Origin of the sequence: Glutamicibacter protophormiae (genome assembly GCF_014647495.1) — a bacterium.
GTDB lineage: Bacteria > Actinomycetota > Actinomycetes > Actinomycetales > Micrococcaceae > Glutamicibacter > Glutamicibacter protophormiae.
The window spans coordinates 84,697-98,799 of sequence record NZ_BMPH01000013.1 but is presented as its reverse complement, the minus strand read 5'-3'; the positions used below and the strand labels follow the sequence as shown (position 1 = coordinate 98,799).

Here is a 14,103-nt window from a genome sequence, read left to right as displayed (position 1 = left end):
CGCCAGCGTAATCAACCACGCCAGGCACGTCATCAGGCAATGAAGCAGGCACGGACAGCGTCAAGCAGGGTTTGCCGGGAACCGTTTACACGAGAAGGTCACGCGCCTGCCCTCCCGAGATTGTCAGGTTGTTTGCGTAAGCCCCTCGTCACGTCCATGCTGCAGGGCTTCGTCATACTTATCGGTGGGATGCAAGGCCCAATCGAAAGCCTTCAGAACCAGCTGTTTCCTGTTGGCACCGTCTCTTAGATGGAATCCTCCCAAGTGATGCCGAATTCTCGTTTCAGCATCGACTTGGCGCCGAGGAACCCTCCCATGCCGTGGACCGATGGTCCGGGCGGGACTGCCGAGGAGACCAGGTAAAGCCCCTTGCTGCCCAGGTACCAGGGATCGGTTGAAATCACCGGACGGCGGATGCTGCCCAACAGGTCCATGGTGCCGCCGGACAGATCGCCGCCCACCAGCGCGGCGTTCTGCGCTTCCAGCCCCTGCGCGGTGACTACATGGGATTCGATGATCAGCTCGCTGAATCCCGGGGCGGCGGCCTCGATCATCGAGCGGATCTGTCCGCTCATGTCCGCAGGGGAGCCCAGCGGCACATGGCAGTAGGCCCAGAGAACCTGCCGGCCGTGCGGCGCGCGCGAGCCGTCGAAGACCGAAGGCTGGGAAACGATCATGAACGGCTTGCCCGGCGCGCGGTGCTTGGCTTCGCGCTCCGCGCGGCCCACCTGCGCGGCTGTCCCGCCCAGGTGCACGGTCCCGGCCTGCGCCAGCACCGGGTCTTTCCAGGGCACCGGCTCCGAGAGCACGAAATGGACCAGGCAGCTGCCCGGAGACCGACGTGTGGCCGCCAGCGCCTTGGACAGCTTGGACGGCAGCCGGTTTCCGGCGATCTGCCCGGCCATCTCCGCGGACGTGTCGAACAGGACGACGTCTTCGGGCAGCTGGCCGAGGCTGGTGACCCGCTGGCCGGTGCGCAGGCGCCCGCCGCGGGCTTTGACCTGTTCGGCGAGCGCATAGGAAATCGCCTGGGATCCGCCGCGCGGAATGGGCCAGCCCTTGGCATGGGCCGCCGCCGCAAGGAACAATCCCGCACCCGCGTTGGCCGGGCCGCGCGATCCCCCGGCCACGTGGGCGGAACAACCGGCGTACAGCGCCGCGGCCCGTTCGTGCTTCGAGGAGAACAGGTCCTTCAGCCCCATGCCGCCCAGTGTGCTGGCGCCGAAGGCGGCCAGCGTCACCGGGTGCGAGGGGACCTTCAGCAGCGGGTTGAGCAGGGTGTCGCCCAGCTCGTCCATCCGCTGCACCAGCGGAGACAGCAGCCGGGAGTACAGAGCCCCGCCGGCGCCCAGGTCCTGCGCGGTGCGCTCGAGGTCCCGCCAGGCGTAGGCGGTGCGATCGTCGAGCACATGGGCGAAGGACAGCTCCGGGATGATGAAGTCCACCGCGTCCAGCACCCCCAGCTCGCGCATCGCCGGGGACTGCAGGGCCATGGGATGCACTGCGCTGCCCAAATCGAAGCGGGCCGCCGACCCGCCCAGCGGCTGCGTGCGCGCCGCCCCGCCCAGGGTGTCGTTGGCCTCGTACACGGTGACGTCCAGGCCTGCACTGGCGGCGACCGCGGCGGCGGCCAGCCCGTTCGGGCCGGAGCCGATGACCGCTACGGCGCTCATGCGGTGGGTCCCGTGGTGGTCGATGCGGGTTCGGGATGGCCTGTGGATTCCACTGGTTCCTTTTCTTTCTGCGGGTTCCGGGTCCCGCGGGCCCTCGAGCCGCGCAGGGTGAAGGCGTCGGGCACGCCGGCGAACGGGCCGGCCAGCGGGTCGTCCTGCCCCACTGCGCGGATGGGATCGCGGCGCGGATCGAGCACCGAACGCGCTACCAGATACATCAGGTACGCCAGCATCAGCATGTGGGCGAGGACCAGGAAGATGTAGCCGTTTTCCGGGAACACCTTGTGGATGTCGTCGGCGTCCAGCGAGTCCAGGTAGAACCAGAGCCCGTAGAAGTGGGCGACTTCCACCAGCATCCAGATCGCGAATTCACGCCAGCGCGGCAGGGCCAGGGCGAACAGCGGGATCAGCCAGACGACGAACTGCGGCGAATACACCTTGTTGACCATGACGAAGGAAGCCACGATCAAAAATGCCAGCGAGCCCAGCCGCGGGGTCCGCTGCGCGGCCAGGCCGAGCACCGCGATGCCCGCGCAGCATAGGAAGAAGATGGCCAGCCCCCAGAAGGACATCTGCTCGGCGTTGACAGGCTCGAGCACCTCGGACTTGCCGGCCAGCAGGTTCCAGACGTGCCAGAAGCTGGAGAAGCCGGCGCCGCGTTCGGAGGAGAAGGCGAAGAAGTGCTTGAACGAGTCCGGGTAGGCCAGCGCATAGGGCAGGTTGACCAGGGCCCAAGTCAGCGTCGCGGTGCCGGCCGTGACCCAGAATGGTTTGAGTTTTCCGGTGCGCACCGCGATCACCAGCACCGCGCCGAGCACGAAGAACGGGTAGATCTTCATGGCGGCGCCCAGGCCGATGAGGATGCCTGCCAGCACGGTGTGCCGGCGCGCGAAGCTGAGCATGCCCAAGGCAAGCAGGGCCACGGCCCACAGGTCCCAGTTGATGCTCCCGGCTAGGATGATGCCCGGGGCAATGGCCACCATCGCGGCGTCCCACGGGCGGCGGCCTCCCATGCGCAGCGTGCAGACAACCGTGATGATCCACAGGATGGCCACGAGGAGCAGGTTCATGTCGAAGTAGAGCAGCGAGCGGTTGGCGGCCCCCTCGGGCACCAGCCAGGCCACCACGGAGGCGACCGCGCTCATCAGCACCGGATACTCGAACTGCGCTTGCGCGGAGAAGGGCACCCACGGGTTCTCGGCGAAGCCGCGGGCGCCGAAGAGCGGCACCCAGTCGCTGTAGCAGGCGTAGACATAGGGGTTGCTGCCGCCCCAGCCGTTGAGACGGCAGGGGTTCTTGGCCAGCAGCATCAGCAGCGATGCGGCGACGGTCATCAGGATCAGCACGCGTTCCACCGTGAAGAATCCGGGATTCACCCGTCCGGGGTCGCTGTGCCTGCCTAGCGGGCCGCCGATCACTGCGGTGAATTGGCGCAGGAAACCGTCGGCCCTCGAGGGCACGGTGATCCGCAACGGGCCCCGGGTGGACTGTGGCTGCTTTGACTCGCGCATACCCTCCAGCCTAGTAGCTCGGCCTATTTGTACGGTGCTGCCAGCGACTGTTTCATCACTTGGGTTCACAAAATTACGGAGGGCGCGGCGTGCAGGACACCGCAGGTCCCGACCGGTCCTGCGCGGGCGGGCGGGCGCCGCCCGAACCCTGCCCCTGCCCCGGAACATGGCATCGAAAGGGTTGCTGACAAGGCGTTCAGCAAACCAGCAGGTAATTAAACCCGCACTTCACCCTGCGTTTACCCGAGTGCCCCCGGATGGTTAACTCCGGTGATTAACGTCGAACCCGTGAGCAACACCAACCAGCCGCAGGTCCTGGCGATCATCCCCGCACGGGGAGGGTCCAAGGGCATCGAGCTTAAGAACCTACGCCGGATCCATGGCAAGTCCCTGCTGGGACGCGCCATCGAATCCGCCCAGGCCGCAGCGTCAGTCAGCGATGTTGTGGTGAGCACCGACCATCCCGGGATCAAGGCCGAAGCCTTGTCCTACGGGGCCCGCGTGGTGGACCGCCCGGCAGAAATCGCCGGCGATACCGCCACCAGCGAATCCGTCCTGGTTCACGTGCTTGAACGCGAACCGGCCTTGCCGCAGGCGACCGTCTTCATCCAGTGCACCAGCCCGTTCATCGATCCGACGGATCTCGACGCGGCAGTCAACCGGGTGCTGCGCGGCGAGCTGGACGTCAGCTTCGCCGCCGTCGCGGACCATGGATTCCACTGGTCGCTGGATTCCGCCGGGCTCGCCCAGGCGGTAGGCCACGACAAGTCGGTTCGTCCGCGCCGGCAGGACCGCGAGCAGCGTTTCCGCGAAACCGGCGCGTTCTACGCCATGGATTCTGCGGGATTCTTGGCAGCAAACCACCGATTCTTCGGCCGGGTCGCGATCCAAGAGGTGCCCGCCGAGCACGGAATCGACATCGACACCGAAGCGGACCTGATGCTGGCCTCCCTGCAGGAGGAACAGCATCCGGACCCGGTGCTGGTGGACGCGGTCGTCACCGATTTCGACGGGGTGCACACCCCGGACACTGCCTACGTCGACCAGTTCGGCACCGAAACCGTACGGGTTTCCCGTTCGGACGGCATGGGCGTCTCCCGGCTGCGCGCCGCCGGGGTGAAGTTCCTGATCCTGTCCAAGGAGACGAACCCCGTGGTCGCCGCCCGCGCCGCCAAGCTGAAGGTCGAAGTGGCGCACGGCATCGAGAACAAGGCCGAATACCTGGCCCGCTGGCTGGCCGACGAGTCGATCAACCCGGCCCGCGTGGCCTACGTCGGCAACGACGTGAACGACCTGGGCGCCATGGCCTTGGTCGGTTGGCCGGTCGCCGTCGCCGACGCCCAGCCTCGTGTCGCCCAGGCGGCCCGACTGAACCTGTCCCGCAACGGCGGGCACGGGGCGGTGCGCGAGGTGGCCGAGCTGGTGCTCGCAGCCCGCAGCGACGCCGAAGCCGCAGCCAAAAGTTTCCCAAGTTTCACCCACTGAAAGGCAATACCATGACCTCTATTACCACTGACATCAAGCCGGTAGCCATCGGCGAAAACCTGCTCGGCGCAGGACAGCAGGTTTACGTGATCGGCGAGATCGGCATCAACCACAACGGCGACATTGAAATCGCCAAGCAGCTGATCGACATCTCCGCCGAGGCCGGCGCCAACGCGGTGAAGTTCCAGAAGCGCACCCCGGAGATCTCCACCCCGATGGACATGCGCGACAAGATCCGCTCCACTCCGTGGGGTGACATGACCTACATGGACTACCGCTACCGCGTGGAGTTCGACGCCGCGCAGTACAAGGAACTGATCTCCTACGCCGCCTCCAAGGGCCTGCACGCCTTCGCCTCCCCGTGGGACGTCCCATCGGTCGAGTTCATGGAGGAGCAGGGCGCGGTGACCCACAAGGTAGCCTCCGCCTCGGTCACCGACATCGAGCTGCTCACCGCCCTGCGCGAAACCGGCAAGCCGATCATCCTGTCCACCGGCATGTCCACCATCGAGCAGATCGACAAGGCCGTGGAGACCCTGGGCACCAACAACCTGGTGCTGATGCACGCCACCAGCACCTACCCGCTGCCTCCGGAAGAGGCCAACCTGCGCATGATCGAGACCCTGCGCGACCGCTACCAGGTTCCGGTGGGCTACTCGGGCCACGAGCGCGGCCTGCAGATCTCGCTGGCCGCCGTCGCCCTGGGCGCGGTGACCGTGGAGCGCCACATCACCCTGGACCGCACCATGTGGGGCTCCGACCAGGCGTCCAGCCTCGAGCCGAAGGGCTTCGCCGCGCTGATCCGCGACATCCGCATCCTGGAAGAAGCCATGGGCGACGGCGTCAAGAAGGTCTTCCCGGGCGAGCTGGCACCGCTGTCCCGCCTGCGCCGCGTCGACGGCTAAGCAGCACACGCACCGCATATCCGGCGGCCGGACCATCCCGGTCCGGCCGCCGGATGCTACCCACCGACGTCAGCACCGAATACAAGGAAGCCGAGCAGCAATGACGAGCTTGACCCCCGGCCGCATCTCCGTGGTCATCCCGGCCTACAACCAGGAGGCGTATATTTGCGATGCGCTGGCCTCGCTGGCCCGGCAGAAGCTGGGCCGCTGGGACCTCGAGGTGCTGGTGGTGGACGACGCCTCCACCGACGCGACCGCCGCGCTGGCGGACAGCTTCCGCGACTCGCTGCCCGGGCTCCAGCTGATCCGGCTGGAGCAGAACGCGGGCGTCTCCGCGGCCCGCAATGCCGGGCTGCAGCGGGCGACCGGCGAGTACTTCACCTTCCTGGACCCGGACGACTGGTACAGCCCCGAGCACCTGTCCGTGCTGGCCGACGCCCTGACCGGGCTGCATGTGGACTTCGTGCGCAGCGACCACGTGCGCGTCACCGGCACCAACCGCGTCATCCACCGCGCCCCGCAAGCGCTGCGCGGCATGCCGCTGAACCCGGCGGACGACATCGAGCCGATCGATTCGCCTTCCATGGTCGACTACGCGTTCGTCTGGGCGGGCATGTACCGCACCGAGTTGATGCGCCAGCGCGGCCTGTTCTACTTCGACGAGGACCTGAGCAGCGCCGAGGACCGGCTGTGGCTGTGGAAGGTACATCTGGACACCGCCCGCTACGCCGTGGTCTCCTCCCCCAGCGTGTTCTACCGCCGCGGGCTGCCCGGTTCGCTGACCCAGGTGTTCGACGAACGCCAGCTCGGGTTCATCCCCGCCTACGAGCGGATCCTGTCCGCCGTGCGCAGCCACCCTGACGCCGAGTGCCACCTGCCCAAGGCGCTGCGCCAGTTCTTCGCGATCGTCTGCCACCACGAGAAGCGCGCCAAGCACTACCCGCCGGCGGTGCGGCTGGCCATGAAACAGCGGCTGCGCCAGGTCTTCACCTCGATCGACCCGCAGTCCGCCCTGCAGGTGGCGCTGGAGATGGATGTGGCCCGACGCCGGCACATCCTCTCCTTCCTGCAGCCCGGAACGATCGGAGCCGCAAAGTGATCGCATTAGTCGAGGCCAGCAGCTACTTCCAGCTCGCCTCCCTGGCCGCCATGGCCGACGCCGGCCTGCTCCCGGCCGCCGACGAGCGCATCCTGGTGCTGGCCAACGGTTCCCAGGTGCCGGAGCTGACCACCGCATTGCAGGACGCCCCCGGTTTCGAGCAGCTGGCCTCCCGCTTCGACCGCGTGGTGGACTACGCCCAGCTGATGGCCCCGCGCCGCCCCGCGCAGTTCAACCCGCGCGAGGACGAGCTGCTGGTCTTCGAACGCCTGCTGCGCGACGCCTGGGACCTGGACGACGAGCCGCTGGTACTGGTGCTTGAATCCATACAAGTCAATCCATCGCAGGCACTGGCCAGGATCTTCTTCGACGCGGAGATCTGGGTGCACTCGGACGGGCTGATGTCCTACGGGCCAACCCGCAACCGACTGGCCATGCCGTTGCGCCAGCGCATCACCCGCACCCTCCATGTTGACCTGGTGCCGGGGCTTGAACCGGCGCTGCTGGCCGAGCTGAATCCGCTGCGCGAGGTGCTGCCGGCTTCCGCGTTGGCCGCCGTGTTCGAGCAGCTGGCCGCGCAGGCGGCCCTCGAGCTGCCGCAGGGAGCGGCGCTGGTGCTCGGGCAGTACCTGGGCTCCCTGGGCTTGCTGGATGCCGAGGAGGAATTCGAGCTGCACCTGCAGATGCTGCGCGAGGTCGGCCACGCCGGGCTCGGCACCGTGCTGTTCAAGGCCCATCCGTCCGCCAGCCCCACCGCCGCCGTCCGGCTGGCACAGGCCGCCGCGGACCTTGGCCTGGAATTCCGGCTGCTGCGCACCGACCACCTGGCCGAAACCGTGATCGCGCTGGCCCGGCCGCAACTGGTGGTCTCCTGCTTCTCCACGGGCTTGGCGACCGCCCGCTACATCCTGGGCACCGAGGTGCGCGCAGTGGGCACCGGCATGATGCTGCAGGCGCTGGCGCCGTACGAGAATTCGAACCGGATCCCGCTGTCAATCATCCATGCACTGTTCGTCCAGGACCTGCCGGTCCCCCGCGACAGCGGAATTCCTGCCGGACAAGACATGCTGTCGCGCCTGCTGGCGGCCGTTTCCTTCTGCATGCAGTCGGCCCGGGTCCCGCACCTGCGCGAGCAGGCATCCGCTTTCCTGGACGAGCACTACGCCGAGTATTCCGTGCATTTCAAGCGGCGCCGCATCACCAAGCTGGAGCTGCCGCCGCGCTGGGCCCACCTGCCCACCCGCCGCAGCCTGCCCTCGAAGGTTCGCGGGGCATCGCGCCAAGTGCTGCGCCGCGGTTCCAAGGGGTTAGACTCCTTGTCCAAGTCGCTGAGCCGCCTGGCCCAATGACTTCCGCCGTCCGCAGCGAAGGAATCGCCCGTTCCATGTCCATGAACCTGTCCCGCCGCGATACCTCCGAGGTGCCGCGACCGCGCTTCGGCGCGGCCTCGGTCTGGGTGGAGTCCCCGCTGCAGCTGCTCTCCGCGGTGGAAACCCACGCGGCCGGGCTGCTGGGCCACGAGGTACGCATCGTGCCGAGGCAGGGCATGCCGCTGGAAGCCACGACCCAGGCGCTGCTGTCGAAGGCCCCGGCCGGCGTGGAATTCATGCGGGCTTCCCGCAGGCCTCCTGCGCCGAAATACTCCACTGACCGCTTCGTCGCGGGGGATGCCTACTCTGGCAAGGTCCAGCGAGCACTGCTGGCCGGGGTGAAGGCCAAAGAAGTCATCATCATCGATGACGGCCTGGCCACGCTGGCACTGATCAACCAGCTGGTGGCCGGGGAACCGACCCCGCTGGTCCGCGCTCGAGCGAGGAATTCCGCGGCGCGCAGCGCCATGGGCCTGGCCATGTGGCATCGGCTGCGCCAGCTGGCCCGCGAAGGGCGGCTGCTGATCGTCTCCGCGCTGCTGGTTTCCCCTGCGACCCAGCGCCGCATGGCCGAGCTGGGCATCAAGTTCGCGCAGCACAAGTTCGAATGGCTTTCGACCCAGCCGGTGGCCGAACGATTCACCGAGCCGACGCTCCTGATCGGCTCCGCCATGGTCGCCGACGGGCTGATCCACGAGGAGCCCTACCGCGAATGGATCAGCTCCATCGCCGCCGACGGGCCGGTCGCCTATTTTCCGCACCGACGCGAAAGCACGGAATTTCTGGAGAAAATCAGCCAGATCAAGAACGTTGTTCCCAAGCAGCACACGGTTCCGATCGAAATGCGGCTGCGTGAGCTGCGGCCCGGCCAGGAGATCCGCGCACTGCCTTCGACCGTCATCCCGTCCTTGCGCCTTCTGCTGGGCAAAGACGCGCGTCAGCTCTACCCCCAAGCAGTCCCGGAATCATGGTGGACTGAGTCGACCCCGGTGACGCTGCGCGAACACCTTTCCAGCTCCTTGAAGGTTTGACATGTCAGCGAATCAATCCATTCTCGCCATCGCCGATTCAGATTCCTACCTGAAGCTGGCCGTGACCTTTCTCGACCGACTCGGCCCGGCATGGGACAGGCGGGTTGCCCTGGTGCGCACGCCGGTAATACCTACCGAGGAACAAATTGCCGCAGCGTTTGACGGCACGAGCCTTGATCCGCAGGATTTGCAGTTCATGACCCTGCATCAGCTGAATGCGGAGTCGATCCCCGAAGACATCGTCTTCGCTGCGGCCACCGGTCCGGTGGTTGCCGATGCCTATGCTCGGATCCTGCGCACGGAGCCGGCGCAGGCCCGCCGTACCGCCCTGATCTCCGCACTACCGGGTGTCGCCTACCCTGCGACGGCCAAGGGGTGGAACTACCGCCGTGCCGGAGATGCGTTCATCTGCCATTCCCACGCCGAAGCCCGGGATTTCTCCTTCATGACCGAGGAACAACCAGGACACCAGCCAACGATCATGGTCAGCAAGCTGCCCTTCCTGCATTCGTCGGGTTTCCCACCGGAACCGCATGGGGAGATCCAGAGGGTCGTCTTTGCTCCGCAGGCGAAGGTGCCTTTCACCCGCGAGGATCGCGAAGCGATCCTGTTGACCCTCGAGCGGACCGCTCGGTTGAACCCCGGCCTCGAGGTGATCGTGAAGTTGAGGGCCCGCGAGGGAGAACCGCAAACCCACCTTGAAGCTTTTCCCTATGATCAGCTCTGCAACGAGTTGCAGGCTACCGGCAGGCTGGGACCGAATTCCCACCTACGGTTCGAAACCGGCACCATGTCCAATGTACTGACACCCCGCAGCGCTCTGGTCACCGTGTCATCGACCGCCGCACTCGAATCACTCGACCGGGGCCTTCCGACGATGATCCTCTCCGATTTCGGAGTGAACGAGCAAATGATCAATGAAGTCTTCCGCGGCTCGAATATTCTTGGATCCATGCAGGATCTTGAAGCGCTCTCTTTCGCGGTTCCCACCAAGGCCTGGTTACGGGAGAACTATTTTCACCGCATGGACGGCAGTTTCAACGAGTCGATGGCGATTTTGGCCTCACAAGCCCGCAAAGGACGACTAACGACCAACCCAGAAGTTCTTGCACTCATCAGAAACCCACCGATGCGTCAGCGGCTGCGAACGGTGCTTCCCACGCCCGTAGTGCGCATGTTGCAGAAAATAAGAAGATTCCTGAACAGCCAGGGCCGAAAGAATCTCAGATCCACGTCATGAACAAAAATAATTTTGATACTGACATTGATTTGACCTTGAATTCCTCGGCAGTGTCATTATTAAACTTATTTATAGCCCTGTACAAAGTACCTTCGAAACGCCGTCATGGGCAACTACAACATTGATCTGATCTGACCCGCGTTCAGGGCACGATTCGTTGACCTACTGTGATTACCGGCAATTCCGGGAATGTTTCAGGGCCCTAAGGACTTAAGATCAATAGGGGCATATCTCTGTGCCGCGTCTTCTGCGCGCCCAGTTGCCCGGAGGTTTATACATTTCAATAAGGAGTTCATGTGTCGGCGAACCCGATTCGCGTTGCCATCGTTGGCGTAGGCAACTGCGCCACTTCACTTATCCAAGGTGTCGAGTACTACCGGAATGCCGATGCAAATTCCACCGTTCCCGGTTTAATGCATGTGCAGTTCGGCGAGTACCACGTCGGCGACGTGCAGTTCGTCAGCGCCTTCGACGTTGACGCCAAGAAGGTTGGCCTCGATCTGTCCGAGGCAATCCTCGCCAGCGAGAACAACACCATCAAGATTGCTGACGTCCCGACCACGGGCGTGACCGTTCAGCGTGGCCACACAATGGATGGCCTGGGCAAGTACTACCGCGAGACCATCGAAGAGTCGGCGGCCGAGCCGGTCGACATCGTCCAGTCGCTGAAGGACGACAAGGTCGACGTACTGGTTTGCTATCTGCCGGTTGGTTCCGAAAAGGCCGCAAAGTTCTATGCCCAGTGCGCCATTGACGCCGGCGTCGCCTTCGTCAATGCCCTGCCCGTCTTCATCGCAGGCACCCCTGAGTGGGCCCAGAAGTTCACTGATGCAGGCGTCCCGATTGTTGGCGATGACATCAAGTCCCAGATTGGCGCCACCATCACCCACCGCGTGATGGCGAAGCTCTTTGAAGACCGCGGCGTGGTGCTCGATCGCACTTACCAGCTGAACGTCGGCGGCAACATGGACTTCAAGAACATGCTCGAGCGCGACCGCTTGGAATCCAAGAAGATTTCCAAGACCCAGGCCGTCACCTCCAACACCTCGGCCGAACTGGGCGAGGACGACGTGCACATCGGCCCGTCGGACTACGTTGCTTGGCTTGACGACCGCAAGTGGGCGTTCGTGCGCCTTGAGGGCCGCAACTTCGGCGACGCCCCGGTCAACCTGGAATACAAGCTCGAGGTCTGGGATTCCCCGAACTCCGCCGGCGTGATCATCGACGCTGTGCGCGCCGCCAAGATCGCACTGGACCGTGGTATCGGTGGACCAATCCTGTCGGCATCCAGCTACTTCATGAAGTCGCCACCAGAGCAGTACGACGATGAAAGCGCCCGCCAGAAGGTCGAAGCCTTCATCCGGGGCGACATCGAGCGCTAAGCCTCATTGAATCAGCAGCCGGTGCCGGGATCATTGATTCCAGCACCGGCTGCTTTTTTGTTGCCCGCAACCCCCGAATCAAAACCATGGCTGGTCTATTTCCGATTGGCGGCCGCATTTGGCACTTAATGCGGGAAGCCCGCCGGCTTGCAGGCCGGCGGGCCTCTGAGAATTGATCGGCGAGTTCATGATGTACTCCTAGGTTCAATGGTGCTGATAACGGTAATGGCGTTATCAGCATCTATCGAATGCGGAAGTACATTTCTGGCGGCACGTGGTTCTTCAACTCACGCTGGCGCATGTTGCGGCTGAATTCGGCGCTGTCAAGGTAGTTGATCTTGCGCTTGTCCTGGCGTTTGGTCATTTGCTTTCCCTCCCTTCGCGCAGCATCAAAGGGGCAGGAAGATCTTGACGGGTAGTAGAGATTGCACGAGCCTTCAGGCTTTCCGGTCCAGCGAAGATTAGTTCCGAGGTCCGAACTGCACGTTGGGCTGCCGTGGCGAAAAGTGGAGCAGACATGAAAAAAGTTCCTAAGGTGGGAGTCGATTACTGACTTTCAACCTCAGGAACTTTGTCTGGATACCTAGATGATGTTAGGAGTCCGCTGTTCCGGAGGTTGGGGAGACGAAGCGATGGCCGTTGGGCGCAGAAATGCCTTTGCCGAATCGCACCGGGCGATCGATCACATAAGTCTGATTCATATTCATCGTGTCCCACCTCCTAAAATCTGCTCTGAGTCAATCGCGTGCAACGCGAGACTGTGTTCGGATAACTTTTCGATTCGAAATTCTCATTGAGACTTCCCAATCACAATATTCAGCATACATGCACGACGAGACGCACGCTAGCTATTTCAACATTTTATTTAAGAAAATTTCAGCCGCGCATGCGAAGAGCCGGATTCCCTGCGGGGAATCCGGCTCTTCGCTGCTGAACTAGTCAGACGCTACTATTCAGTAACTCCCGCTTGCGCCTCCGGTTGCAGTGCCCACCATTGACGGAGCCGCTCACCGGCAGTTTCCTCACCAAGCACGCCTTCATCAAGACGCAAATTAAGCATGAATTTATAGGCCCGCCCCACGACGGGGCCCGGGCGAATTCCGAGGATGGCCATGATCTGTTCGCCGTCCAAGTCCGGGCGGATCGAATCAAGCTCCTCCTGCTCCGCAATGGCTGCAATGCGTGCCTCGAGATCGTCATAGGCGAAAGCGAGCCGCTCTGCCTTCCTACGATTGCGCGTAGTGACATCCGAACGAGTCAGGCGATGCAGCCGCTCCAGCAAGCTGCCGGCATCCGTGACATAGCGGCGCACCGCCGAGTCGGTCCACCCGGCATCGCCGTAGCCGTAGAAGCGCATGTGCAGTTCGACCAAGCGGGCCACGGCCTTTGTGGTGTCCTTGTCGAAGCGCAGGGCGCGCATGCGCGCCTTGACCAGTTTGGAACCAACCATGTCGTGATGGCGGAAGGACACCGCGCCGCTAGGCTCGAACTTCCGGGTTGCCGGCTTCCCCGCATCGTGCATGAGCGCAGCGAAACGCAGAACAAAATCCGGGCCCGGAACGGCTCCCTCCGCGTCCGTTTCCAGTTCCATGGCCTGTTCTAGCACCGTCAGAGAATGCTGGTACACGTCCTTGTGGCGGTGGTGTTCGTCGATTTCCAGACGCAGGGCGGACACCTCGGGCAGGACGCGATCGGCAAGACCGGTATCCACCAGCAGGTCGATGCCAGCACGGGGATCCGCTCCGTTGATCAGCTTGACCAATTCATCACGCACGCGCTCTGCGGAGATGATTTCGATGCGGTCGGTCATTTCACTCATGGCCTGGCGCACTTCCGGGCTCACTTCGATCTTCAGTTGCGAAGCGAAACGTGCCGCTCGCATCATGCGCAGCGGATCGTCCGAGAAGGAGATATCCGGCGAACCGGGAGTCCTGATCTGTTGGTCGGTCAGCGACGAGACACCGTCGAACGGGTCGACCAGCTCTAGCTCGGGCAGACGCAAGGCCATGGCATTCATGGTGAAGTCGCGGCGGAAAAGATCATCATGCAAGTTGTCGCCGAAGGCCACTACCGGCTTGCGTGAATCCTTGTCATAGGCATCAGCTCGGTAGGTCGTGACTTCGAGCGTGTATGTGCCCTTTTTGAAGGCAATGGTGCCGAACTCCCGACCCACATCCCACGTATTGTCTGCCCAGCCGGCAATAATTTTCAGGGTATCCTCGGGCCGTGCACTGGTGGTGAAGTCGAGATCGGGTGAAACCCGGCCGAGGTACAGGTCGCGGACCGGACCGCCCACCAGGGATAGCTCATGACCTGCCCGGACGAATCGGTCGGCGAGCTCAAAAATGACCGAGGGCAGGATTTGACGCAGTGCGTCATGAGTGGGGAGTACATGCATAGTTCCTTA

Annotated in this window: 11 protein-coding genes; 7 read left to right on the top strand and 4 right to left on the bottom strand. The window is 63.9% G+C overall.

Going from position 1 to position 14,103, the window contains the following annotated elements; genetic code table 11:
- Positions 1 to 245: 245 nt before the first annotated feature.
- Complete coding sequence (locus IEY43_RS14670; RefSeq protein ID WP_188949316.1) at positions 246 to 1,673, bottom strand: phytoene desaturase family protein; 1,428 nt, start codon at positions 1,671 to 1,673, stop codon at positions 246 to 248.
- Positions 1,670 to 3,184: a glycosyltransferase family 87 protein gene (locus tag IEY43_RS14665; protein ID WP_188949315.1), complete on the bottom strand. Its 1,515-nt coding sequence runs from the start codon at positions 3,182 to 3,184 to the stop codon at positions 1,670 to 1,672. The genes IEY43_RS14670 and IEY43_RS14665 overlap by 4 nt, the downstream gene beginning before the upstream one ends.
- A gap of 288 nt (positions 3,185 to 3,472) precedes the next feature.
- Between IEY43_RS14665 and IEY43_RS14660 the strand changes: the two genes are divergently transcribed.
- The 7 genes from IEY43_RS14660 to IEY43_RS14630 all read left to right on the top strand — a co-directional run bounded on the left by IEY43_RS14660 (position 3,473) and on the right by IEY43_RS14630 (position 11,696).
- Positions 3,473 to 4,669, top strand: a complete 1,197-nt coding sequence (locus IEY43_RS14660) for an acylneuraminate cytidylyltransferase (RefSeq protein WP_188949314.1) — start codon at positions 3,473 to 3,475, stop codon at positions 4,667 to 4,669.
- A gap of 11 nt (positions 4,670 to 4,680) precedes the next feature.
- Positions 4,681 to 5,574 carry an N-acetylneuraminate synthase family protein gene (locus IEY43_RS14655; protein ID WP_053799271.1) on the top strand — a complete coding sequence of 298 codons (894 nt, stop codon included), beginning with the start codon at positions 4,681 to 4,683 and terminating at the stop codon, positions 5,572 to 5,574.
- A 100-nt stretch (positions 5,575 to 5,674) separates the two neighbouring features.
- A complete protein-coding gene (locus IEY43_RS14650) occupies positions 5,675 to 6,673 on the top strand; it encodes a glycosyltransferase family 2 protein (RefSeq protein WP_188949313.1) in 999 nt (332 codons plus the stop codon).
- Positions 6,670 to 8,022, top strand: a complete 1,353-nt coding sequence (locus tag IEY43_RS14645) for a polysialyltransferase family glycosyltransferase (RefSeq protein ID WP_188949312.1) — start codon at positions 6,670 to 6,672, stop codon at positions 8,020 to 8,022. The genes IEY43_RS14650 and IEY43_RS14645 overlap by 4 nt, the downstream gene beginning before the upstream one ends.
- Positions 8,019 to 9,074 carry a hypothetical protein gene (locus tag IEY43_RS14640; RefSeq protein WP_229777429.1) on the top strand — a complete coding sequence of 352 codons (1,056 nt, stop codon included), beginning with the start codon at positions 8,019 to 8,021 and terminating at the stop codon, positions 9,072 to 9,074. Before IEY43_RS14645 ends, IEY43_RS14640 begins: the two co-directional genes overlap by 4 nt.
- Before the next feature lies 1 nt (position 9,075).
- Positions 9,076 to 10,314: a DUF6716 putative glycosyltransferase gene (locus tag IEY43_RS14635; RefSeq protein WP_188949311.1), complete on the top strand. Its 1,239-nt coding sequence runs from the start codon at positions 9,076 to 9,078 to the stop codon at positions 10,312 to 10,314.
- A gap of 296 nt (positions 10,315 to 10,610) precedes the next feature.
- Complete coding sequence (locus IEY43_RS14630; protein WP_188949310.1) at positions 10,611 to 11,696, top strand: inositol-3-phosphate synthase; 1,086 nt, start codon at positions 10,611 to 10,613, stop codon at positions 11,694 to 11,696.
- A 241-nt stretch (positions 11,697 to 11,937) separates the two neighbouring features.
- On the opposite strand, the gene IEY43_RS18360 is transcribed toward IEY43_RS14630, so the two are convergent.
- A complete protein-coding gene (locus tag IEY43_RS18360; RefSeq protein ID WP_268240079.1) occupies positions 11,938 to 12,060 on the bottom strand; it encodes a hypothetical protein in 123 nt (40 codons plus the stop codon).
- Between the two features lie 585 nt (positions 12,061 to 12,645).
- Positions 12,646 to 14,094 carry a CCA tRNA nucleotidyltransferase gene (locus IEY43_RS14625; RefSeq protein ID WP_188949309.1) on the bottom strand — a complete coding sequence of 483 codons (1,449 nt, stop codon included), beginning with the start codon at positions 14,092 to 14,094 and terminating at the stop codon, positions 12,646 to 12,648.
- Positions 14,095 to 14,103: the final 9 nt, after the last annotated feature.